The sequence below is a fragment of the Mycobacterium sp. NGS48 genome, from assembly GCF_059812585.1.
The window spans coordinates 250826-276016 of the sequence record NZ_JCALCY010000006.1 but is presented as its reverse complement, the minus strand read 5'-3'; the positions used below and the strand labels follow the sequence as shown (position 1 = coordinate 276016).

The window sequence follows — 25191 nt, the reverse complement described above, 5'->3', positions numbered from 1 at the left end:
GTTAAATGGAACCTGACGACGGTGGACTTCCGCTGACGCGTGGTCAGCTGGATATATGGCTTGCCGAGGAAACGGGTCTTGTTGGCGCCAAGTGGCAACTGGGCGTGCTTGTTCGAATCGCAGGACCGATCGACCCTGATTTATTTGAGTCGGCGATCCGCGAGGTGGTGCACGAGGCCGATCCGCTGAGAGCCACCTTTTACGAGGTGGGCGGCCAGGTTTTGCAAAAGATCGTCGATCATCCGGACGTTGAGCTTGCTCGCTACGACCTCATGGATTCTCAGAATCCTGCTCAGGACGCCTACCAGTTAGCGTCATCGATTCAACGCACGCTGATGCCGCTAAATGGTCCGTTGTTCAAATTCGCGTTGCTGCAGACGCGGGCGGATGAATTTTATTTGTTCGTCTGCTGTCACCATATTGTGGTAGACGGGATCGGCCTCGCTCTCGTTTTACATCGGGTTGCAGCTGTTTACAATGCACTCGCTTCGGACGCCGCGATCCCACCTGGGTTCTTTGGGTCACTGAATGAGCTGGTTGCATGTGAATCGGAATACGAAGCATCCAGCGACTATCTCGATGACCAGGCCTTTTGGACGAGTAAGCTTGCGCCGGAAGGCGATGTGGCTTCTCGGGTGGGACGCACCGGCGGCGGACGTGATCAGGATGAGTCCTCGGCGCCGATTCAATTGGACCCGTCCGCCGTTGCCGGCATAGACGAGCTGTCAAAGGCGTTGGGGACGCGTCGCTCATCGGTGATTACCGCGGCGTGTGCGCTGCTGGTGCGTGGGTGCGACACCGAGGGCTCGGACGTGGTGTTCGATTTTCCGGTCAGCAGGCGTGTTCGTCCCGAGGTAAAGCTGGTGCCCGGAATGATTTCCGGGGTGGTTCCCCTGGTGCTGAAACCGTCGCCGAATGCTACGGTTGCTGACTTTTGTGGACATGTCGATGCCCAAATCCGCGAAACGCTGCAGCATCAACGGTTCCCTACGCGTGCCATTGAGAACACCACGCGTTTCCAGGGTGGCGCTGGGCAGGCACCGAATCGGGTAGCGGTTAACTTTATTCCGACTACGCACATGACCGATCTTGCCGGCTCTGCGGTAACGGCGACCCTGACGCACGATGGCCTAGGCGACCAGTTCAGGCTGGTTTTCTTTAGGGACGACGATCAGCTGTTTCTCAGCACGCCCGGAACTGGACAACTATTTGCGAATTGTGATCTTCGCGACTTGGTGACGCGACTAGAGCGAGTGTTGGTGGGGATGGCCAACGATCCCGCGCGGTTGTTGTCGTCTGTGGATGTGCTGGATGCCGGGGAGCGCGCCCGGATGGATGAGGTCGGCAACCGGGCCGCCTTGACGGCGAGCGCATCGCCGGCCGCGTCGATTCCGGCGTTGTTCGCCGCGCAGGTGGCCCGTGCGCCGGAAGCAGTGGCGCTGGTGTGCGGGGAGCGTTCCTGGACATACCGCGAGTTAGATGAGACCGCTAACCGGTTGGCGCAGCTATTGGGTGCTCAGGGTGTAGGCCCGGGTAAGTGTGTGGCACTGCTGTTTTCGCGGTCCGCTGAGGCGATCATGTCGATTTTGGCGGTTTTGAAGACCGGGGCGGCTTACTTGCCGATCGACCCGGCGGTGCCGGCAGCGCGCATGGAGTTCATGATTGCTGACGCCGCGCCTGTCGCGGCGATCACCACCGCGGGCCTCCGGTCCCGGCTCGATGGCTCCGATCTGCTGGTCATCGATGTCGACGACCCCCAAATCCAGACGTACCCGTGCACACCATTGCCGGTGCCCACGGCAGACGACGTTGCCTACCTGATCTACACGTCGGGCACCACCGGCGTTCCCAAGGGCGTGGCCGTCACCCACCGCAACGTCACGCAGCTGATGGAGTCGCTCGACGCCCACCTCGAGCTGGCCGGTCAGGTGTGGTCGCAGTGGCATTCGTTGGCGTTCGACGTCTCGGTGTGTGAGATCTGGGGCGCGCTGCTGAACGGTGGGCGGCTGGTCGTGGTGTCCGAGCCGGTGGCGCGCTCACCGGAGGATTTCCATGCTCTGCTGGTCACGGAACAGGTCACTGTTCTCAGTCAGACTCCGTCGGCGTTCTATGCGCTGCAAACCGCTGATGCGCTCGCTCCTGAGCTGCGCGATCAGCTCAAGCTTGAGACCGTGTTGTTCGCCGGTGAAGCGCTGGAACCCGAACGTCTCGGGACGTGGTTGGACAATCACCCAGGGCTGCCGCGCCTGATCAACATGTATGGCACCACCGAGACGACCGTGCACGCCTCGTTCCGGGAGATCCTCCACAGCGATGTTGCCGGCAGCGCCAGTCCTATCGGGACGCCATTGGCGCACCTTGCTTTCTTTGTGCTCGACAGCTGGTTGCGGCCGGTCCCCGCGGGTGTGGTCGGAGAATTGTATGTGGCGGGTTCCGGGGCCGGATATGGCTACCTGCGCCGGGCCGGTTTGACGGCCTCGAGATTTGTGGCCTGCCCGTTCGGGGGGGTCGGCGCGCGGATGTACCGCACCGGGGATGTGGTGTGCTGGGGTGCGGACGGCCAGCTGGACTATCTGGGCCGCGCCGATGAACAGGTCAAGATCCGCGGCTATCGCATCGAGCTCGGTGAGGTGCGGGCTGCCCTGGCGGAGCTGGACGGGGTGGAGCAGGCGGTGGTGATCGCCCGCGAGGACCGCCCGGGCGACAAGCGCCTGGTGGGTTATGTCACCGGGACGGCCGATCCGGCAACAGCGCGACCAAAACTGGCTGACCGGCTGCCGGCGTACATGGTGCCGGCTGCGGTGGTGGCGCTCGAGGCGTTGCCGCTGACGGTCAACGGCAAACTCGATAAAAAGGCGCTGCCGGCTCCGGAGTATCAGGATGTCGATCGTTACCGCGCCCCGGATAGTGCGGTTGAGGAGATCCTGGCCGGCATCTATGCCCAAGTGCTCGGTGTCGAACGTGTCGGGGTCGATGATTCGTTCTTCGAACTGGGTGGCGACAGCATTTTGTCGATGCAGGTCGTCGCACGGGCCCGACTTGCCGGGTTGGTGTGCCGGCCACGCGATATTTTCGTCGAGCAAACCGTGGCCGGGCTCGCCCGGGTGGCCCGGGAGGCCGACGGTATGTCTAGTGCGGTCGATGAGGGTATCGGGCCGGTGACCGCTACCCCGATCATTCGGTGGCTGGAAAGTGTCGACGGTCCGGTTGATCAGTTCAATCAGACGGTGGTAGTGCAGGTCTCGACGGGGGTGACCGAGGCCGATGTGGAGGTGGTGCTGCAGGCGTTGATCGACCGCCATGCGATGCTGCGGCTGCGCGTCGATGACGACGGCACTGGCGGTTGGTCGTTACAGGTCCCCGAAGTGGGATCGGTGGATGTCGGCGGTTGCCTGCGATCGGTGGACGTCTTGAGCGACGAGGCGCTGGTCAAGGCGCGGTCGCTGTTGAACCCGTCCGCAGGAGTGATGCTGAGCGCGTTATGGGCCGCCTCTACCGGTCAGTTGGCGCTGATCATTCATCACCTGGCTGTTGACGGTGTGTCGTGGCGAATTATGTTGGAAGACCTCAACTTTGCCTGGGCCCAGCATCACAGTGGGCAGCCGGTGGAGTTGCCGGCCGGTGGCACATCGTTTGCCCGGTGGTCGTCGGCGTTGGCTGACTACGCGCACGCACCGGCGGTGCTGAAGCAGGCCGATGCCTGGCGGCAGGTAGCGGCAGCGCCTGCGGTGTTGCCGGCGGTGCGACCCGAGGTGGATACCTTCGCCACGGCCGGGCACTTTTCGATGGATCTGGATGCCGAGACCACCCAGGTGCTGCTGGGTGAGGTACCGGCAGCGTTTCACGCCGGCGTGCACGACATCTTGTTGATCGGATTCGCGTTGGCGTTGGCGGAGTTTTACGGCACGGCCAGCGCGCCAATCGGCATCGACGTCGAAGGCCATGGGCGCGACGAGGAGTTGGCCGCTGATGTGGACCTGACCCGCACCGTGGGATGGTTCACCACCAAATTCCCGGTGTCGTTGGCCGTCGCCGGACTGAATTGGGCGCAGGTAAAAAGCGGCGACGCCGCGCTGGGAGCGCTGGTCAAGGACGCTAAAGAACAGCTTCGGGCACTTCCCGAAGGTGTGACCTACGGTGTGCTGCGCTATTTGAGCACCGAGGTGGACTTGGCCGTGCCCGAGCCGACGGTCGGATTCAACTATCTGGGCCGTCTGGGCGCAGCTGGGGCCCAGAACTCCGGTGACCTTTGGCGGATCGGCCCGGAAAGCTTGTCGTTGGCCGCGGCTGCCGCGGCGGTGCCCATGCCGCTGATGCACACCGTGGACCTCAACGCCGCCACCGTCGAAACCGACGCCGGGCCGCAGCTGCAGGCCAACTGGACCTGGGCGCCGTCGGCGCTGAATCGCTCGCAGATCAGCCGGCTTGGCCGGTTGTGGTTTGAGGCTCTTGCCGGTATCTGCGCCCATGTGCGCGGTGGCGGGGGTGGGCTGACGCCCTCTGATCTCGCGCTTGTCGGGCTGAGCCAGGAGCAGATCGACGAGCTCCAGCGTCAATATGCGGATCGCTGACGTCTTACCGCTGACCCCCCTGCAGCAGGGCCTGCTCTTTCACGCCGGCACCGCGCAGGGTAGCGGCGATGATCTGTATGCGGTGCAACTCGATATCACCGTAAGCGGCCCGCTCGATCAGCACCGGCTGCATGAGGCGGTGCAGACGGTGGTCAACCGCCATCCCAACCTGGTGGCTCGATTCTGGGAACGGTTCGGCGAGCCGGTGCAGATCATCCCCGCCGACCCGGTCGCAGCGTGGCGGTATGTCGACGCCGACCCGGAGGTCGATGTCGACGAGCAGATCCAGCAGGTGTGCGCTGCCGAGCGCGCGGCGGTCTTCGACCTGGCCGAGCAGCCGGCTTGTCGGGCGGCGTTGATCCGCACCGCACCAGACCAGCACCGGTTTGTGCTGACCATCCACCACATCGTGGTGGATGGTTGGTCGCTGCCGATCCTGCTGGGGGAAATTTTTGCCAGCTACACCGGGCAGTGGTTGCCTGCCGCCGCGCCGTATCGCCGTTTTGTCGGCTGGCTGGCCGGCCGCGATCGCGACGCCGCGGGCGCAGCGTGGCGTGAGGTGTTGGCCGGGTTTGACACCCCAACACTGGTCGGGCCGCCGGATCGGTTGGGCCTCGGGCAACGAGGTGTTGGCTCATTTCGAGTGTCTGAGCAGACCACCCGCGCGATCGGCGAGCTGGCTCGCTCGCAGCAAACCACCGTCAACACCGTGCTGCAGGGTGCTTGGGCGTTACTGCTGAGCTCGCTGACCGGGCAACACGATGTCGCATTCGGCGTCACGGTCTCGGGCCGGCCCGACGAGGTGCCCGGGGCGGACTCGATGGTGGGCCTATTGATCAACACAGTGCCGGTGCGGGCCACCATCACGGCGGCAACCACCACCGCAGAGCTGCTCAACCAACTGCAAAGCGCTTACAGCCATACCCTCGAGCACCAGCACTTGGCGCTGAGTGAGATGCACCGCATCACCGGCCAGGAACGTCTCTTCGACACCCTCTTCGCGTTCGAGAACTACCCCCTCGACACCGATGCCTTGTCGGACGTTGACGGGTTGGCCATCACCAAGTTCAGCAACCGCGAATACAACCACTACCCGCTTGCAGTGCAGGCGCTCCCCGGCAACGAACTGGGCCTGCGCGTCGAATTCGACACCGACGTGTTTGACGCGGATCGCATCGAGGCGCTGTTCGAGCGTTTGCAGCGGGTGTTGGTGGCGATGACCGCCGACCCCACCCGACGACTGTCGTCGGTGGATGTGCTGGATGCCGGCGAGCATGCGCGGCTGGATAGGTGGGCGAACCGGGCGGTGTTGACGGCGCCGGCGCTGCCGGCGGTATCGATTCCGGTTTTGTTCAGCGCGCAGGTGGCGCTTGTTCCGGAGGCGGTGGCGCTGTCCTTCAACGGCCGGTCGATGACTTACCGGGAGTTGGAGGAAGCGGCTAACCGGTTGGCGCACCTGTTGGTCGAGCAGGGTGTGGGTCCGGGGCAGTGTGTGGCGTTGCTGTTTTCCCGGTCGGTCGAGGCGATCGTGTCGATTTTGGCGGTGCTCAAGACCGGCGCGGCGTATGTGCCGATCGATCCGGTGGTGCCGGCGGCACGGGTGGAGTTCATGATCGGTGATGCCGCGCCGGTGGCGGCGATCACCACAACCGAGTTGGCCGACCGGCTCGACGGGCATGATCTGCTGGTCATCGATGTCGATGACCCTGGAATCGATACCTATCCATGCGCTGCGTTGCCCGCGCCGGCAGCCGATGACATTGCGTATCTGATTTACACCTCGGGCACGACCGGTGTCCCCAAGGGCGTGGCGATCACCCACCACAACGTCATCGAGCTGCTGAGGGCCGCCGGCGATGGCTTGGAGCTGGCCGGTCAGGTGTGGTCGCAGTGGCATTCGCTGGCGTTCGACGTCTCGGTGTGGGAGATCTGGGGTGCGCTGCTGCATGGCGGTCGCTTGGTACTGGTGCCCGAGTCGGTGTCGCGTTCGCCCGAAGAATTCCATGCCCTGCTGATCAGCGAGCAGGTCAGCGTGCTGAGCCAGACTCCGTCGGCTTTTTATGCGTTGCAGACCGCCGCTGCGTTGACACCCGAGTTAAACGATCAGCTCAAACTCGAGACGGTGGTGTTTGCCGGTGAAGGGCTGGAGCCGCCTCGTCTTCGGACTTGGTTGGATCACCATTCGGGTCTGCCGCAGCTGATCAATATGTATGGCACCACCGAGACGACGGTGCATGCTTCGTTTCGGGAAATCGTCGATGATGACGTCGACAGCAACGCCAGCCCCATTGGGGGGCCGTTGGCCCATCTTGCCTTTCTGGTGCTGGATCGCTGGTTGCGGCCGGCGCCGGCCGGGGTGGTCGGGGAGTTGTATGTGGCGGGTTCCGGCGCAGGGTATGGGTATGTGCGCCGGGCTGGGTTGACGTCGTCGCGGTTTGTGGCCTGCCCATACGGGGGTTCTGGCACCCGGATGTATCGCACCGGCGATTTGGTGCGCTGGGGCGCCGACGGGCAGCTGGATTTTCTGGGCCGTGCTGATGACCAGGTCAAGATCCGCGGCTATCGCATCGAACTTGGTGAAGTGCGGGCGGCGCTGGCCGGAGTGGACGGGGTGCAGCAGGCCGTGGTGGTCGCCCGTGAGGACCGCCCGGGCGATAAGCGCCTGGTGGGTTATGTCACCGGGACCGCCGACCCGGCGGCCGCGCGCACCGCGCTAACTGATCGGCTGCCGGCCTATATGGTGCCGACGGCGGTGGTGGCGCTAGATGCGTTGCCGCTGACGGTCAACGGCAAACTCGACAAGAGGGCGCTGCCGGCACCGGAGTATCAGGATGCCGATCATTACCGCGCCGCGAGCGACCCGGTCGAGGAGATTCTTACCGGCATCTACGCCCAAGTTCTCGGACTCGAGCGCGTCGGCGTCGACGACTCCTTCTTCGAACTTGGCGGAGATTCGTTGTCGGCGATGCGGGTGATCGCTGCAGTCAACAAATCGTTGGGCGCCGCCCTATCGGTGCGGATCTTGTTCGAGTCGCCTGCGGTTGCCCAATTGGCGTCGCGTTTGGGCGCTGGTGGACGTGGCTTGGAGCCGTTGGTCGCGGGTGAGCGGCCGGCAGTGGTGCCGTTGTCGTTTGCCCAGAACCGGTTGTGGTTCTTGGACCAGTTGCAAGGACCGTCGCCGATTTACAACATGGCGGTGGCGTTGCGGCTATGCGGGCGCCTGGATGCCGAGGCGTTGGGTGCAGCGCTGGGCGACGTGGTGGCCCGTCATGAGAGCCTGCGCACGTTGTTTGCCGCCCCGGACGGCGTGCCCCAGCAGTTGGTCGTTTCTGCCGAAAGTGCTGAGTTGGCTTGGGACGTTGTCGATGCCAGCGGCTGGCCGGCAAGCCGGCTGGAGGAGGCCATCGGCGCCGCAACTCGTCACCCCTTTGATCTGTCGACTGAGATCCCTTTGCGGGCAAGCCTTTTCACCCTCGATGAGGATGAGCATGTGCTGGTGGGGGTGGTGCACCATATCGCTGCCGACGGTTGGTCGATCGCTCCGTTGGTGGCTGATTTGGGTGTGGCTTATGCCGCCCGCTGTGCCGGGCAGGCCCCGGGTTGGGCGCCGTTGGCGGTGCAGTATGTCGATTACACACTGTGGCAACGCGCGCAGTTCGGGGATCTCGACGACAGCGAGAGCCTGATCGCGTCCCAATTGGCCTACTGGGAAGGCGCTTTGGCTGAAATGCCGGAGCGATTGGAGCTGCCGACTGATCGACCCTACCCGCCGACTGCCGACTACCGTGGCGACACTGTAACGGTGTCCTGGCCGGTCGAGTTGCAGCAACGAGTGCGCAAAGTAGCCAGTGAGCACAATGCGACCAGTTTCATGGTGGTGCAGGCCGCGCTGGCCGTGTTGTTATCGAAGATCAGCGCGACTTCTGATGTGGCGGTGGGTTTCCCGATCGCCGGACGCCGCGATCCCGCACTGGATGACTTGGTGGGCTCGTTCATCAACACCTTGGTGCTGCGCGTCGATGTGGCCGGGGATCCCACCGCGGCGGAGTTGCTGGAGCAGGTGCGCGCGCGCAGCCTGGCAGCCTATGAGCACCAGGACGTGCCCTTCGAGGTACTCGTCGAGCGGCTCAACCCCACCCGAAGTCAGGCCCATCACCCGCTGGTCCAGGTGTTGTTGGCCTGGCAGAACAATCAGCCTGCCTCGTTGAATTTGGGTGATCTGCAGGTCACCCCGTTGCCGGTGGACACCCACACCGCCCGCATGGATTTGGCGTTCTCGTTGTCGGAGTGTTTCACCGAGGACGGCGATCTTGCCGGCATAGGCGGAGCGGTGGAGTTTCGCACCGACGTGTTCGACGCGGGCACCATCGAAGCGCTGGTTGAGCGGTTGGAGCGCGTGTTGGTGGCGATGACCGCCGACCCGGCCCAACGGATGTCATCGATGGACCTGGTCGATGCGGAGGAGCAAGCCCGACTGGATCGGTGGGGCAACCGGGCCGTGTTGACGCATCCGGAGCCGGTCTCAGAGTCGATTCCCGCCTTGTTTGCCGCGCAGGTGGCCAGTGCACCGGAGGCGGTGGCACTAGTGTGCGCAGACGATTCGTGGACGTATCGTGAGCTCGACGAAGCGGCGAATCGGTTGGCGCACTTGCTGGTTGAGCAAGGTGCGGGTCCGGGGCAATGTGTGGCGTTGCTGCTGGAACGTTCGGCCGAGGCAGTCGCGGCGATCCTGGCGGTGCTCAAGACCGGGGCAGCGTATCTGCCGATCGACCCGGGGCACCCTGACGCGCGGATCGGGTTCATGGTGGCTGATGCCGCGCCGTTCGCCGCGATCACCACCGCTGATCTGGCCGGGCGGTTCGACGGGCACAACCTGGTGATCCTCGACGTCGCCGACCCCGCAGTGGACAGCCAGCCTTCGACCGCACTGATGGCACCTGCGGCCGACGACATCGCGTATCTGATTTACACCTCGGGCACTACCGGGATGCCCAAGGGCGTGGCGGTCACTCATCGCAACGTGACCCAACTGGTGGCGTCGACGGATGTCGGCCTGCCGCACGCCGGGGTGCGGCCGCAGTACCACACCTTGGCCTTCGACACCTCAGTGTGGGAGATCTTCAGTTCCCTGCTGCAGGGTGGACGACTGGTGGTGGTGCCCGATTCGGTAGCGCGCTCGCCGGAAGATTTGCATGGCGTGCTGGTTAGCGAACGGGTCAATCTGTTCGTCCAGACGCCATCGGCGGTGGCGGCGTTATCGCCGCAGGGGTTGGAGTCGGCGATGTTGATCGTCGCCGGCGAGCCGTGTCCGGCCGAGGTGGTGGACCGGTGGGCGGCGCCCGGGCGGGTGATGCTCAACGCTTACGGCCCCACCGAGACCGCGATGGTTGTGACGATCAGTGCGCCGTTGATACCGGGGTCGGGGATGGTGCCGATCGGTTCACCGGTGCCCGGGGCGGCATTATTTGTGCTGGATACGTGGTTGCGTCCGGTGCCGGCTGGTGTAGTCGGTGAGTTGTATGCGGCCGGCCGAAGCATCACATGTGGATACTGGCGTCGGCCCGGGTTGACCGGGTCGCGGTATGTGGCGTGTCCATTCGGGGATTCCGGAGCCCGGATGTATCGCACCGGTGACTTGGTCCGGTGGGGTCCCGATGGGCAACTGCACTATCTGGGCCGTGCCGATGACCAGGTTAAGATTCGCGGCTATCGCATCGAGTTGGGTGAGGTGCAGGCAGCGCTTGCCGCACTCGACGGTGTGGAGCAGGCGGTCGTGGTTGCTCGCGAGGACCGCCCCGGTGATAAGCGTCTGGTCGGCTATGTGACGGGGTCCGCCGAGCCAGCTGCCGCGCGCGTTGCCTTGGCTGAGCGGTTGCCGGCGTTTATGGTGCCCGCGGCGGTGGTGGTGCTCGAGGCACTGCCGATGACGGTCAACGGCAAACTCGATACCCGCGCACTGCCGACACCCGAGTACACCGCTGGTGAGTATCGCGCCCCGGCCAACGCGGTTGAGGAAATCCTAGCCGGTATCTACGCCCAGGTCCTGGGGGTGGCGCGGGTCGGGGTCGACGACTCGTTCTTCGATTTGGGTGGGGATTCGTTGTCGGCCATGCGGGTGATCGCGGCGGTCAACAAATCTTTGGATGCCAGTGTGGCGGTGCGGGTTTTGTTCGAGGCACCGACGGTTGCGCAGTTGGCGCCGCGACTGGCTGCTGGCGGAGATGTGTTGGCTCCGTTGGAGGCTGGCGAGCGGCCGGCGGTGGTGCCGTTGTCGTTTGCTCAGAACCGGTTGTGGTTCATCGATCAGTTGCAGGGTCCCTCACCGGTTTACAACATGGCGGTGGCATTGCGGCTGCATGGGCCCTTGGACAGCGCGGCGTTGGGCGCAGCACTGGGCGATGTGGTGGGCCGGCATGAGAGCTTGCGCACGGTGTTCGCCGCGGCGGATGGCATTCCGCAGCAGGTGGTGGTTCCTGTTGGCCGCGCCGAATTGGGCTGGGACGTCGTTGATGCCAGCGGTTGGTCGGTAAACCGCCTGCAGGAGGCTATCGAGGAGACGGCCCGGCACAGCTTTGATTTGGCGAGCGAGATCCCGTTGCGGGCAAGCCTTTTCTCCCTCGATGAGGATGAGCATGTGTTGGTGGCGGTGGTGCACCATATCGCTGCCGACGGTTGGTCGATCACCCCGTTGGTGGCTGATCTGGGGGTGGCCTATGCCGCCCGGTGTGCCGGCGAGGCTCCTGGGTGGGCGCCGTTGGCGGTGCAGTATGTCGATTACACGCTGTGGCAGCGCGCGCAATTCGGTGAGTTGGAGGACAGCGAGAGCCTGATCGCCTCCCAATTGGCCTATTGGGAAAGCGTTTTGGCCGGGATGCCGGAGCGTCTGGAGCTGCCCACTGATCGGCCCTATCCATTGGTGGCTGATTTCCGTGGGGCCAGCGTGGCGGTGGACTGGCCGGTCGAGTTGCAGCAGCAGATTGCCGGAGTGGCTCGTCAGCACGGTGCGACCAGTTTCATGGTGGTCCAGGCCGCGCTGGCGGTGTTGTTGGCCAAGTTGAGCGCTAATTCTGATGTGGCGGTGGGCTTCCCGATCGCCGGGCGGCGTGAACCGGTCCTGGATGAGTTGGTGGGCTTTTTTGTCAACACATTGGTGTTGCGGGTCGACTTAGCTGGTGATCCCACAGTGGCGGAGGTGTTGGCGCAGGTGCGCTCGCGCAGCCTGGCCGCCTACGAGCACCAGGACGTGCCCTTCGAGGTACTGGTTGAGCGGCTCAACCCGACCCGAAGCCGCGCCCACCATCCGCTGGTGCAGGTGTTGTTGGCCTGGCAGAACTTCGCCGGTGACCCCGTCGCCGGGTTGAGGCTGGGTGATCTGGAGCTGTCCCCGCTGCCGGTGGATACCCACACCGCGCGTACGGATTTGACGTTCTCGCTCGCGGAACGTTTCACCGAAGACGGTGAACTCGCCGGGATCAGCGGAACAGTGGAATTCCGCACCGACGTGTTCGACGCGGTCAGCATCGAAACGCTGATCGAGCGGTTGCGGCGGGTGTTGGTGACGATGACCGCCGATCCGGCCCGGCGGGTGTCGTCGGTCGATGTGCTCGACGCCAGCGAACATGTCCGCCTCGACGAGATCGGCAACCGGGCGGTATTGAGCTTGCCGGCCCCGCCTGGGGAGTCGATTCCGGGGTTGTTTGCCGCACAAGTGGCGCGTGCCCCGGAGGCGGTGGCGTTGACCTTTGACGGTCAGCCAATGAGCTACCACGAGCTCGATGGAACCTCGAACCAGTTGGCGCACTTGCTGATTAGCCACGGTGCCGGACCGGGTCAGTGTGTTGCGCTGCTGATGCAGCGATCGGCCGAAGCGGTCGTGGCGATGCTGGCGGTGCTCAAAACCGGCGCGGCGTATTTGGCGATCGACCCCGGTCATCCCGATGCCCGCATCGAGTTCATGGTGGCCGATGCCGCGCCGATTGCCGCGCTCACCACCGCCGGGCTGGCCGGTCGGGTGGACGGCCATCAGGTGACGGTCATCGACGTCGACGACACCGCTGTCGACAGCCAACCGCGCACTGCGCTGCCGGCGCCCGGCCCTGACGACGTCGCGTATCTGATCTACACCTCGGGCACCACCGGATTGCCCAAGGGAGTGGCGATCCCGCACCGCAATGTGGTCGGGCTGCTGGACACTTTGGATGCTGATCTGGAGCTGTCGGCGGGACAGGTGTGGTCGCAGTGCCATTCGTTGGCCTTCGACTTCTCGGTGTGGGAGATCTTCGGTGCGCTGCTGCATGGGGGCCGGCTGGTCGTGGTGCCCGACCCGGTCGTGCGTTCGCCCCAAGATCTGCATGCGTTGCTGGCCACCGAACAGGTCAGTGTGTTGAGTCAGACCCCCTCGGCCTTTTATGCGCTGCAGACCGCTGATGGGCTCGCCCCCGAGTTGGGCGCTCAACTCAGCCTCGAGACGGTGGTGTTCGGCGGGGAAGCCCTCGACCCGCAGCGTCTTCAGAGTTGGCTGGATCATCATCCGGGGTTGCCGCGGCTGATCAACATGTACGGCATCACCGAGACGACGGTGCATGCCTCGTTCCGCGAGATCGTCGGTAGCGATGTTGATCGCAGCGCCAGCCCGATCGGGGTGCCGTTGGCACATCTGGGCTTTTTCGTTCTCGACGGGTGGTTGAGTCCGGTGCCCGCCGGGGTGGTGGCGGAGTTGTACGTGGCCGGCGCCGGCCTGGCGCATGGGTACGTACGCCGCTCAGGGTTGACGTCGTCACGGTTTGTGGCCTGTCCTTTCGGGGCGCCGGGAACACGGATGTATCGCACCGGGGATCTGGTGCGCTGGGGTTCGGATGGACAACTGGAGTATCTGGGCCGGGCTGATGAACAGGTCAAGATCCGCGGGTATCGCATCGAGCTCGGTGAGATCCAGGCCGCGCTGGCCGCATTCGACGGCGTCGACCAGGCGGTGGTGATCGCCCGCGAAGACCACCCCGGCGACAAACGTCTGGTCGGCTATGTCACCGGAACCGCCGACCTAGCCGTCGCACGTAGCGCGCTGGCGCAACGGCTGCCGAGCTATATGGTGCCCGCCGCGGTGGTGCAACTTGATGCGCTGCCGCTGACGGTCAACGGCAAACTCGATACCCGAGCGCTGCCTGCACCGGAATATCAGCACGTTGACCATTACCGCGCCCCGGCTGATCCGGTCGAAGAGATCCTGGCCGGCATCTTCGCCGAAGTTCTCGGGGTTGAGCGCGTCGGCGTCGACGACTCCTTCTTCGAACTTGGCGGAGATTCGTTGTCGGCGATGCGGGTGATCGCTGCGGTCAACAAATCTTTGGATGCCGGTGTGGCGGTGCGGGTGTTGTTCGAGGCGTCCACGGTTGCGCAACTGGCGCCGCGGCTGGGTACTGACGGACGTGGCCTGGACCCGTTGGTGGCGGGTGAGCGGCCGACGGTGGTGCCGTTGTCGTTTGCCCAGAATCGGTTGTGGTTCTTGGATCAATTGCAAGGGCCGTCACCGATTTACAACATGGCGGTGGCATTGCGGCTGGACGGGCGTCTGGATGCCGAGGCGCTAGGTGCAGCACTGGCCGATGTAGTGGCCCGTCATGAAAGCCTGCGGACGGTGTTCGCCGCGGCGGATGGTGTTCCGCAGCAGGTGGTGCTTCCGGTCGAGCGCGCTGAGGTGGGTTGGGACATCACTGATGCCGGCGGCTGGCCAGCCAGCCGACTGCAGGAAGCCGTCGAGGAGACGGCCCGGCACAGCTTTGATTTGACGGGCGAGATCCCCTTGCGGGCACGGCTTTTCCGCGTTGCCGAGGGTGAGCATGTGTTGGTGGCGGTGGTCCACCATATCGCTGCCGACGGCTGGTCAGTGGCGCCGCTGGTAACGGATTTGGGTGTGGCTTACGCCAGCCGGTGTGCCGGGCGGGCTCCGGGCTGGGCGCCGTTGGCGGTGCAATACGTCGATTACACGCTGTGGCAGCGCGCGCAGTTTGGCGACTTAGATGACAGCGATAGCCCAATTGCTTCCCAGCTGACCTACTGGGAGAATGCGCTGGCCGGGATGCCTGAACGACTGCAGCTGCCAACTGATCGGCCCTATCCGCCGGTCGCCGACTATCGTGGCGCCACTGTGGCTGTGGACTGGTCGGTCGAGCTGCAACAGCGGGTGTGCAAAGCGGCCGGTGAGCACAATGCGACCAGTTTCATGGTGGTGCAAGCCGCGCTGGCGGTGTTGTTGGCCAAGCTAAGCGCCAGTTCTGATGTGGCTGTGGGGTTCCCGATCGCTGGGCGCCGGGACCCGGCCCTGGATGAGTTGGTCGGTTTCTTCGTCAACACCTTGGTGTTGCGGGTCGATGTCGCCGGTGACCCCACGGTCGCGGAGGTGTTGGCGCAGGTGCGCTCGCGCAGCCTGGCGGCCTACGAGCATCAGGATGTGCCGTTTGAGGTGCTGGTGGAACGGCTCAATCCGACCCGAAGCCGCGCCCATCACCCCCTGGTCCAAGTGGGGCTGGCGTGGCAGAACAATCAGCCTGCGACGCTGAGTTTGGGTGATGTGCAAGCAACCCCGCTGTCGGTGGACACCCACACCGCGCGAATGGATTTGACGTTCTCATTGGCTGAACACTGGACTGAGACCGGCGAGCCAGCCGGGATCGGCGGGGCGGTGGAGTTTCGCACCGATGTGTTTGACGCGGTCAGCATCGAGGTCTTGGTCCAGCGATTCGAGCGAGTGTTGTTGGCGCTGACCGCTGATCCGACACAGCGGTTGTCATCGATGGATCTGCTCGACGGTGCTGAGCAGAACCGACTGGACCGGTGGGGCAACCGGGCGGTGTTGACGCAGCCGGAGGCGACGTCGGTATCGATTCCGGTGTCCTTTGCTGCGCAGGTGGAACGCGCCCCAGATGCGGTGGCGATCAGCGACGGGGAGCGGTCGTGGACCTACCGCGAGCTCGATGACGCCACTAATCGGTTGGCGCGCAAGCTGATTGCCCACAGTGTGGGCCCGGGGCAGTGCGTGGCGCTGTTGTTGGAGCGATCGGCCGAGGCCGTGGTGGGGATCTTGGCGGTGCTCAAGGCCGGGGCGGCGTATCTGCCGCTCGACCCGGGGCATCCCGACGCGCGGATCGAGTTCATGCTCACCGACGCGGCGCCGGTCGCAGCGATCACCAGCGCTGATCTGGCCGATCGGCTGGACGGGTTCGACGGGGCGGTCATCGACGTCAACGAAACCGCCGTGGGCACCGAGCCCAGCACCGCGTTGCCGACGCCGAGCGCAGACGATATCGCGTACCTGATCTACACCTCGGGAACCACCGGCGTGCCAAAGGGGGTGGCGGTCACTCACGGCAACGTGACCCAGTTGCTGGCGTCGCCGGATGTCGGCCTACCTCGCGAGGGGGTGCGGCCGCAGTATCACACCTTGGCCTTCGACACTTCGGTGTGGGAGATTTTGGGTGCGCTGTTGCAGGGTGGACGACTGGTGATGGTGCCCGACTCGGTGGCGCGCTCGCCAGAAGACTTGCACGCCTTGCTAGTTCGCCAACACGTCAACGTGTTCGCCCAGACGCCTTCTGCGGTGGCTATGTTATCGCCGCAGGGTTTGGAGGCGGCGACGTTGATCGTGGCCGGTGAGCCCTGTCCGGCCGAGATAGTGGGCCGGTGGGCGGCGGCCGGGCGGGTGATGGTCAACGCCTACGGACCCACCGAGACGGCGATGGTCGTGACGGTCAGTGCGCCTTTGACGCCGGGGGCCGGGGGGGTGCCGATCGGTTCGCCGGTGCCCGGGGCGGCGTTGTTTGTGTTGGATAATTGGCTGCGACCGGCACCGACTGGGGTAGTCGGGGAGCTGTATGTGGCTGGCCGCGGCGTCGCTTGCGGATATCGGCATCGCCCTGGATTGACCGGATTGCGGTTCGTGGCGTGTCCATTCGGCGGTTCTGGAACACGCATGTATCGCACCGGCGATTTGGTGTATTGGGGCCCGGATGGTCAGCTGCGATATTTGGGGCGTGCCGACGAGCAGGTCAAGATTCGCGGCTATCGCATCGAGTTGGGCGAGATTCAATCCATCCTGGACGGACTGGACGGGGTGGATCAAGCGGTGGTGGTTGCCCGCGAGGAACGACCCGGCGATAAACGCCTGGTCGGTTATCTGACCGGAACCGCAGATCCGGACATCGCGCGCGCGCAGCTGGCCGATCGGCTCCCGCCGTATATGGTGCCGACCGCGGTGGTGGTGCTCGAGGCACTGCCGCTCACTCCCAACGGCAAACTGGATACCCGCGCACTGCCGGCGCCGGAGTATCAGGATGCTGATCGTTACCGCGCTCCGGCCAGCCCGGTTGAAGAGGTATTGGCTGGTATTTATTCCAAGGTGTTGGGCATAGAGCGGGTTGGGGTCGACGACTCATTTTTCGACTTGGGCGGGGATTCGTTGTCGGCAATGCGAGTGGTTGCCGCGATTAATACCGCGTTGGATGCCGGCGTTGCTGTGCGGATGCTGTTCGAAGCACCCACCGTTGCCCAACTGGCGCCGCGGCTGGCTGCTGGCGGACGTGACTTGGCGCCGTTGGTGGCGAATGAGCGGCCGGCGGTGGTGCCGTTGTCATTTGCCCAGAACCGGTTGTGGTTCTTGGACCAGTTGCAAGGTCCCTCACCGATTTACAACTTGGCGGTGGCGTTGCGACTGGGCGGGCGCCTGGATACCGCGGCACTGGGGGCCGCACTGAGCGATGTGGTGGCCCGCCATGAAAGCTTGCGCACGGTGTTCGCCGCTGCTGATGGTGTCCCGCAACAGGTGGTTGTCCCGATTGAGCGCGCTGAGTTGGGTTGGGACATCGTTGATGCCAGCGGTTGGCCGGTAAGCCGGCTGCAGGAAGCCGTCGAAGAAACGGCGGGCCGGTCGTTCGATCTGGCGACCGAAATCCCTTTGCGGGCAAGGCTTTTCCGGGTTGTCGACGATGAACATGTGTTGGTGGCGGTGGTGCACCATATCGCTGCTGATGGTGTGTCGATGAGGCCGTTGGTGGCTGATCTGGGTGTGGCGTATGCCAGCCGGTGTGCCGGTGGGGCTCCGCAATGGGCGCCGTTGGCGGTGCAGTATGTCGATTACACGCTTTGGCAGCGCGCGCAATTCGGTGACTTGGCGGACCGTCATAGTCGCATCGCCTCCCAGTTGGAGTTCTGGCAGGAGGCGTTGGCGGGGATGCCGGAGCGCCTGGCGTTGCCCACTGATCGGCCCTATCCGCCGGTGGCTGATTACCGCGGGGCCAGTGTGGCGGTGGAGTGGCCGGCCGTGTTGCAGCAGCGCGTGCGGGGGCTGGCAGCTGAACACAACGCGACCAGTTTCATGGTGATGCAGGCCGCACTCGCGGTGCTGCTGGCCAAACTAAGCGCCAGTTCCGATGTGGCGGTGGGGTTCCCGATCGCTGGGCGGCGCGACCCGGTCCTGGATGAGTTGGTGGGCTTTTTCGTCAACACCTTGGTGTTGCGGGTCGATGTGGCCGGTGATCCCACAGTGGCGGAGTTGTTGGCGCAGGTGCGCGCGCGCAGCCTGGCCGCCTACGAGCATCAAGATGTGCCCTTCGAAGTGCTGGTCGAGCGGCTCAACCCGACCCGGTCGTTGACGTATCACCCGCTCGTCCAAGTCGTGCTGGCCTGGCAGAACTTCGCCGGAGATCCGGTTACCGGGCTGGGTTTGGGTGATTTGGAGCTGACTCCGCTGCCGGTGGACACCCACACCGCCCGAATGGATTTGACGTTCTCGCTGGCTGAACGTTTCACCGAAGCCGGTGAGCTTGCCGGGATCGGCGGCACGGTGGAATTTCGCACCGATGTGTTCGACGCCGCCGGCATCGAAACGCTGATTGAGCGGTTGGAGCGAGTCTTGATGGCGGTGACCGCCGACCCAGCTCGTCGGGTGTCGTCGATCGATGTGCTCGACGCCGGTGAACATGTCCGCCTCGATGAGGTCGGCAACCGGGCGGTGCTGAGCTTGCCGACCCCTGTTGGGCAGTCGATTCCCGCGCGGCTCGCCGCGCAGGTGGCGCGCACACCGGAGGCGGTGGCGTTGACCTTTGATGACCGCTCGAGGAGCTACCGGGAGCTCGATGAAGCGTCGAATCGATTGGCGCACCTGTTGGTTGAGCACGGTGCCGGTGCCGGTCAGTGTGTGGCGTTGCTGATGGAGCGATCCGCCGAGGCGATCGTGGCGCTGCTGGCGGTGCTCAAAACGGGTGCGGCGTATCTGGCGATCGACCCGGGTCATCCCGATGCGCGGATCGGGTTCGTGGTGGCCGATGCCGCGCCGATCGCCGCGCTCACCACCACCGATCTGGCCGGACGGCTGGATGGTCATGATCTGCTGATCGTCGACATCGACGACCCACGCATCGATACCTATCCGTGTACTGGGCTGGCGGCTCCTGCGGCGGACGACATCGCGTATTTGATTTACACCTCGGGTACCACCGGAATGCCCAAAGGCGTGGCGGTTGCTCATCGCAACGTGATCGGGCTGCTGGAAACGTTGGATGCTGACCTGGAGTTGTCGGCAGGGCAAGTCTGGACGCAGTGTCACTCGTTGGCGTTCGACTTCTCGGTCTGGGAAATCTTCGGCGCGCTGCTGCATGGGGGGCGCCTGGTCGTGGTGCCCGACTCGGTGGTGCGTTCGCCCGAAGAGCTGCACGCGTTGCTGGCCGCTGAGCAGGTCAGTGTGTTGAGTCAGACGCCGGCAGCGTTTTATGCGCTGCAGACCGCTGACTCTCTGGCGCCGGAGGTCGGATCTCAACTCACCCTCGAGACGGTCGTCTTCGGTGGTGAGGCACTGGATCCTTCGCGTTTGGGCGGTTGGCTGGATCATCACCGGGGTTCGCCGCGGTTGGTCAATATGTATGGCATCACCGAGACCACGGTGCACGCGTCGTTCCGCGAGATCGTCGAGGCTGATGTTGATCGCAGCGTCAGCCCGATCGGGGTGCCGTTGGCACATTTGGGCTTTTTCGTTCTCGACGGGTGGTTGCGTCCGGTGCCCGCCGGGGTGGTGGGGGAGTTGTATGTGGCCGGTACCGGGCTGGCCTATGGGTATGTGCGCCGGTCAGCGTTGACGTCGTCGCGGTTTGTGGCCTGTCCCTTCGGCGGACCCGGGGCGCGAATGTATCGCACCGGGGATCTGGTTCGTTGGGGCCCTGATGGGCAGTTGGAGTATCTGGGACGTGCTGATGAGCAGGTCAAGATCCGCGGGTATCGCATCGAGTTGGGAGAGATCCAAGCCGCATTGGCCCGGTGCGATGGAGTCAAGCAGGCCGTGGTGATCGCCCGCGAGGACCACCCCGGCGACAAGCGGCTGGTCGGTTATGTCACCGGCACCGCCGATCCGGGCGCCACGCGCACGAAGTTGGCTGAGCGGTTGCCGGCTTATATGGTGCCCGCGGCGGTGGTGGTGCTCGAGGCGCTACCGCTCACGGTTAACGGCAAGCTCGATACCCGAGCGCTACCGGCACCGGAGTATCAGCATGTTGATCAGTACCGTGCCCCGGCCGATCCGGTCGAGGAGACGCTGGCCGGCATTTTTGCCGAGGTGCTCGGTGTGGAGCGGGTGGGGGTCGATGACTCGTTCTTCGAGTTGGGCGGCGACAGCATTTTGTCGATCCAGGTGGTGGCGCGGGCCCGCTTCGCCGGGCTGGTGTGTCGGCCGCGAGATGTTTTCGTCGAGCAGACCGTGGCCCGGCTGGCCCGGGTCGCCCGAACGGTCGGCGGGTCATCGGGCGGCTCGGTTGATGAAGGGGTAGGGCCAGTGGTGGCCACCCCGATCATGCGGTGGCTCCAGAGCCTGGAGGGCCTGGTTGAGCAGTTCAACCAGACGGTCCCGCTGCAGGCACCGGCAGGAGTCACCGAGGCCGATGTAGTGGTGGTGCTGCAGGCGTTACTGGATCGGCACGCCATGTTGCGGGCCCGGGTCGACGACGATGGTGCTGGTGGGTGGTCGTTGATGGTGCCCGAGGCGGGGTCGGTGGATGCGCGCGGATGCCTGCACACCGCGGACGCGCTCTCTGATGAGGCGGTAGCGGCGGCGCGGTCGCGATTGGACCCGGCCGCCGGGGTGATGTTGAGCGCGGTGTGGGCTGCGAGTACGGGTCAGTTGGTGGTGATCGTTCACCATTTGGCCGTTGATGGGGTGTCGTGGCGGATCCTGCTGGAAGACCTCAACATCGCCTGGGCCCAGCATCGTGCTCGGCAGAAGGTGGCGTTGCCGGCCGGTGGGACGTCGTTTGCCCGGTGGGCGAAGCTGTTGGCGGCGCACGCACACACAGCGGAAGTGATGGACCAGGCCGAGGTTTGGCGACAGGTGGCAAGCACGCCTGCGGTGTTGCCCGCGGTGCGCCCCGAGGTGGATACGCTTGCCACGGCAGGGCAGTTGTCCGTGGAACTGGATTCCGAAATCACCCGCATGCTGCTGGGTGAGGTTCCTGCGGCCTTCCATGCCGGAATACATGACATTTTATTGATCGCATTCGGTTTAGCGGTGGCGGAGTTTTTAGGCACGGGCAGCGCACCGGTCGGTATTGATGTCGAGGGCCACGGGCGTCACGAGGAGTTGGGCGCCGATGTGGACTTGTCACGGACGGTGGGGTGGTTTACCGCCAAGTATCCGGTGTCCTTGAGTACGGGTGGGTTGTCGTGGACGCAGGTGCTCGCAGGTGAAGCCGTGTTGGGGACGGTGATCAAAGACGCCAAGGAGCAACTTCGGGCGCTGCCGGACGGGCTGGGTTATGGGCTGTTGCGGTACTTGAACACCGAGGTGGACCTGGCCGGGGAGGATCCGGCGATCGGATTCAATTATCTGGGCCGATTGGGCGCCCCGGCGGCCTATGCCTCAGGTGATGTGTGGCGGATCAGCCAAGAGGGCGGGTCGGTGACCGCCGCAGCCGCCGCGATCCCGATGGCCTTAGCCCACACCGTTGAACTCAACGCCGCAACCGTCGACACCGACACCGGACCGCAGCTGCAAGCCAACTGGACCTGGGCGCCCTCGGCGTTAGAACAACCGCAGGTCAGCCGGCTGGGCCGGTTGTGGTTTGAAGCCTTGGCCGGGATCTGCGCACATGTGCGCGGGGGTGGGGGCGGGTTGACCCCTTCGGATATCGCACCGGCCCGACTCAGCCAGCAGCAACTCGACGAACTTCAGCACCGCTATGAAATTGCTGATGTATTGCCGTTGACAGGCTTGCAGCAGGGGCTGCTTTTTCACGCCGGAATCGCCCAAGGTAGCGGTGACGACGCTTACGCAGTGCAGGTAGATATCACCGTGGCCGGTCCGATCGATCAGCATCAGCTGCATGAAGCGGTACGCACGGTGGTCAGCCGCCATCCCAATCTGGTAGCCCGATTCTTATCAGGGTTCGGTGAGCCGGTGCAGGTCATCCTGGCCGATCCGATTGCAGGGTGGCGCTATGTCGACCTTGCCACCAGCGAGGTCGATGTCGAGGAGCGGATTCAGCAGGTGTGTGCTGAGGAACGCGCGGCGGTCTTTGACCTTGCCCACCAGCCGGCGTTTCGGGCGGCTTTGATTCGCACCGCAAAAGATCGGCACCGCTTGGTGTTGACCAATCATCACATCGTGTTCGATGGCTGGTCGGTGCCAATCCTGCTGACCGAAATCTTTGCCAGCTACAACGGGGCCCGGCTGCCCGCGCCTGTGCCGTATCGGCGGTTTTTCAGCTGGCTGGCCGATCGAGAGCGTGCTGCCGCTCTGTCGGCGTGGAATCAGGTGTTGGCCGGGTTTGATACCCCCACCCTGGTCAGGCCGGCGGATCGGCTGGGGCTCGGACCGCGCAGCACGGCATCGTTTCGGGTGTCTGAGCAGACCACCCGCGCGGTTGGCGAACTGGCCCGCTCACGGCAAACCACCGTCAACACCGTGCTGCAGGCGGCGTGGGCGCAGATCCTGCGCAGCTTGACCGGTCATGACGATGTGGCCTTCGGCGCTGTGGTCTCGGGGCGGCCAGCCGAAGTGCCCGGCGCGGACTCGATGGTGGGGCTGTTGATCAACACGGTGCCGGTGCGGGCGACTATCACCGCACAGACCACCACCGCGGCCCTGCTGCAGCAGTTGCAAAGCGCCCACAACCACACGCTCGACCACCAGCACCTGGCGCTCAGCGACATCCACCGCATCACCGGTCACAAGCAGCTATTCGACACCGTTTTCGTCTACGAGAACTACCCGACCGACACCGATGCGTTGTCAGGTTCCCATCGATTGGCGATCGTCGAGTTCCGCGATTACTACCACTACCCGCTGGCCGTCCAAGCCGTGCCGGGCCCCGAATTGAACCTTCGCGTTCAGTTCCGCACCGACGTATTCGACACCGCCAGCATCGACGCCCTCATCGAGCGGTTCCAGCAGGTACTGGTGGCCATGATTACTGACCCCAACCGACCGCTGTCGCCGGTGGATCCATTTGACGGCGGTGCGCACAGCCGGTTGGAGGGGCGGAACAACGATGCGGTGTCGACTCCGCAAACCCCCCACCCGGACAACGGTCTCGGCGCCCCGGCCAGCCTGGTCGAGCAAGTCCTTACCGACATCTACGCCCAAGTACTAGGGGTAGACCACGTCGGGGTCCAGGAGTCGTTTTTCGACTTGGGCGGAGACTCGTTGTCGGCGATGCACGCGATCAACGCGATCAACGCGACTCTTGATACTCAGTTGGGAGTGCGCATCCTCTTCGACGCATCATCAGTGAGAAACCTGAGCCAACAACTTGACGCCCATGCCAGCGCGGCAAAACAAGTCTCCGACTTCGGTACGGCCCGCGAACGGTAAAACCACCCCGGCGAGGTCACGCTCGACACGTTGATCGACGCATTACCGATGAGCCACGTCTAACCGACCCGTGACGCGTGGTTTTTGGTGTCGATTTTAGGTTGGAAACGCCCTCTCGGGCATACCGTACGAAAATGGACAACATGCTCGACCTGGAAGACCAAGCCGCGTTTGGCATCGCCTTGGTGTCAGGAGTTACCACCGATCTGCAGTGTGTCTGGGTGTACAACCGTCCGGTTGACATTGAGGGGCTGCGGCGGTTCCATGCTCATCTTCAGCGGGGGCGGTTGTCGCGCGGCATCAAACGATCACCATTACGGTTTGGCCGTCACCGCTGGGTATCGGCCGATCGTTTCTCAGACATGGAGCTCGCCGCGCCGGGGCCGCGCGCAGAGTTCGATGCCTGGCTCGATGAGCAGGCCATCACACCGCTGAATTGCGAGCAGGGACCTGGATGGCACCTTGCGGTCATGCCGTTCACTGACGGGGGCGCGGGGGTCAGTCTGGTTGTCTCGCACAGTCTCATCGACGGCGTCGGGCTGGGCGAGGCGCTGGCGGACGCGGCGTCGGGACGCCATGATCCGATCAGCTGGCCGGCTTCTGGGTCGCGTCGGCGGTGGCAGGCGGTGCGTCAGGACGCCCGCCAAAGTGCGCGCGACATCCGCGCTGTCGGCCCCGGCATGGCCGCCGCGTCACGGTTGACGCGGCAAGGCCGGGACGTTGCCAAAGCGGCCACTCCACAAGCTGCCAAGCCGCTTAAGGCGCCCGCCGGCGCCGATGAATTCATCAGTCTGCCAACGGCAACGATTTTCGTGGAAGCCGACGAGTGGGAGGCTCGCGCACAGGCACTTGGCGGGACCAGCAACGCGCTGCTTGTGGGAGTGGCGGCCCGGTTGGCTCAGCGCGCAAGGCGAATCACCGCAGACGGCTTGGTCGTCGTGAGAATGCCGGTCAGCGAGCGCGTCGCCGGTGATACGCGCGCAAACGCGGTCGGTGATGTCATCGTCATAGTGGACCCGGCACCTGCGACAACGGATCTGGGCCCGATCCGGGTAGCGGTCAAACAAGCGCTGGCTAGTCACCTTAAAATGCGCGATGACGAGCGGGCAGCGATGTCAATCATTCCTTTTTTGGCTCTGGTGCCTAAGCGGGTGCTGCTCAAGGTCGGCGGTGGCGCGGCTGGGGGCGGGGTGGCCTCATCCAATGTCGGCGCTGTCAACCCGGCCGCCGGCCGGGCCGATGGCAGCGACGCCGGCTACTTCGCGATGAAGCTTCGTCACTCGAACGTGCCCACGGCGATGATGTACCGCGGCGGTGGACGACTGTTTGTGCTTTCCGGAAAGGCACAGGGACGAGTCTTTCTTTCGGTGACCGCTTATCTGCCTGGTCGTCTTAACTCGAAAGATGTTTGGCGACAAGAACTTTTGAGCGTCTTGGACGAATTCTCGCTCACCGGCTCGCAGCACGAAGCGCCCGTGAAGCATGCACCGGTGCAGGAATTACCCCGTCCTATCCACGGCACCAGCGTGTGACGCGCTCGGCCATGACCACGCGGATGAAAGCATCTGCCGAGAAGCCGCCCTGACCTCGTAGGGATGGCGGGATTCGCGGCGTTCAACGGCTCGCCGGATGAGGAGCGGCATCGAGGTGGTGTTCGCAACCTATCGCTGCAGGTCAAGTACCAAAAATGACCCGTCGTCGGAACCCCGCCAGGTGCGGGTTAGGTCACACTATGTACATTGTCCAAATCCCGGACAGGCCCCTGTTCCCTGCATT

Annotated in this window: 3 protein-coding genes; all 3 read left to right on the top strand. The window is 64.4% G+C overall.

The annotated features are described in order from the left end of the window. The first annotated feature begins 5 nt into the window (after window positions 1–5). Complete coding sequence (locus tag AC5Y42_RS14030; RefSeq protein ID WP_499898912.1) at window positions 6–4571, top strand: amino acid adenylation domain-containing protein; 4566 nt, start codon at window positions 6–8, stop codon at window positions 4569–4571. Beyond that, on the top strand, window positions 4558–23415 hold the full coding sequence (locus AC5Y42_RS14025) for a non-ribosomal peptide synthetase (protein WP_499898910.1): 18858 nt from the start codon (window positions 4558–4560) through the stop codon (window positions 23413–23415). The genes AC5Y42_RS14030 and AC5Y42_RS14025 overlap by 14 nt, the downstream gene beginning before the upstream one ends. Before the next feature lie 134 nt (window positions 23416–23549). Next, entirely contained in the window at window positions 23550–24947 is a 1398-nt protein-coding gene (locus AC5Y42_RS14020) for a wax ester/triacylglycerol synthase domain-containing protein (RefSeq protein WP_499898909.1), read from the top strand. Window positions 24948–25191 lie beyond the last annotated feature (244 nt).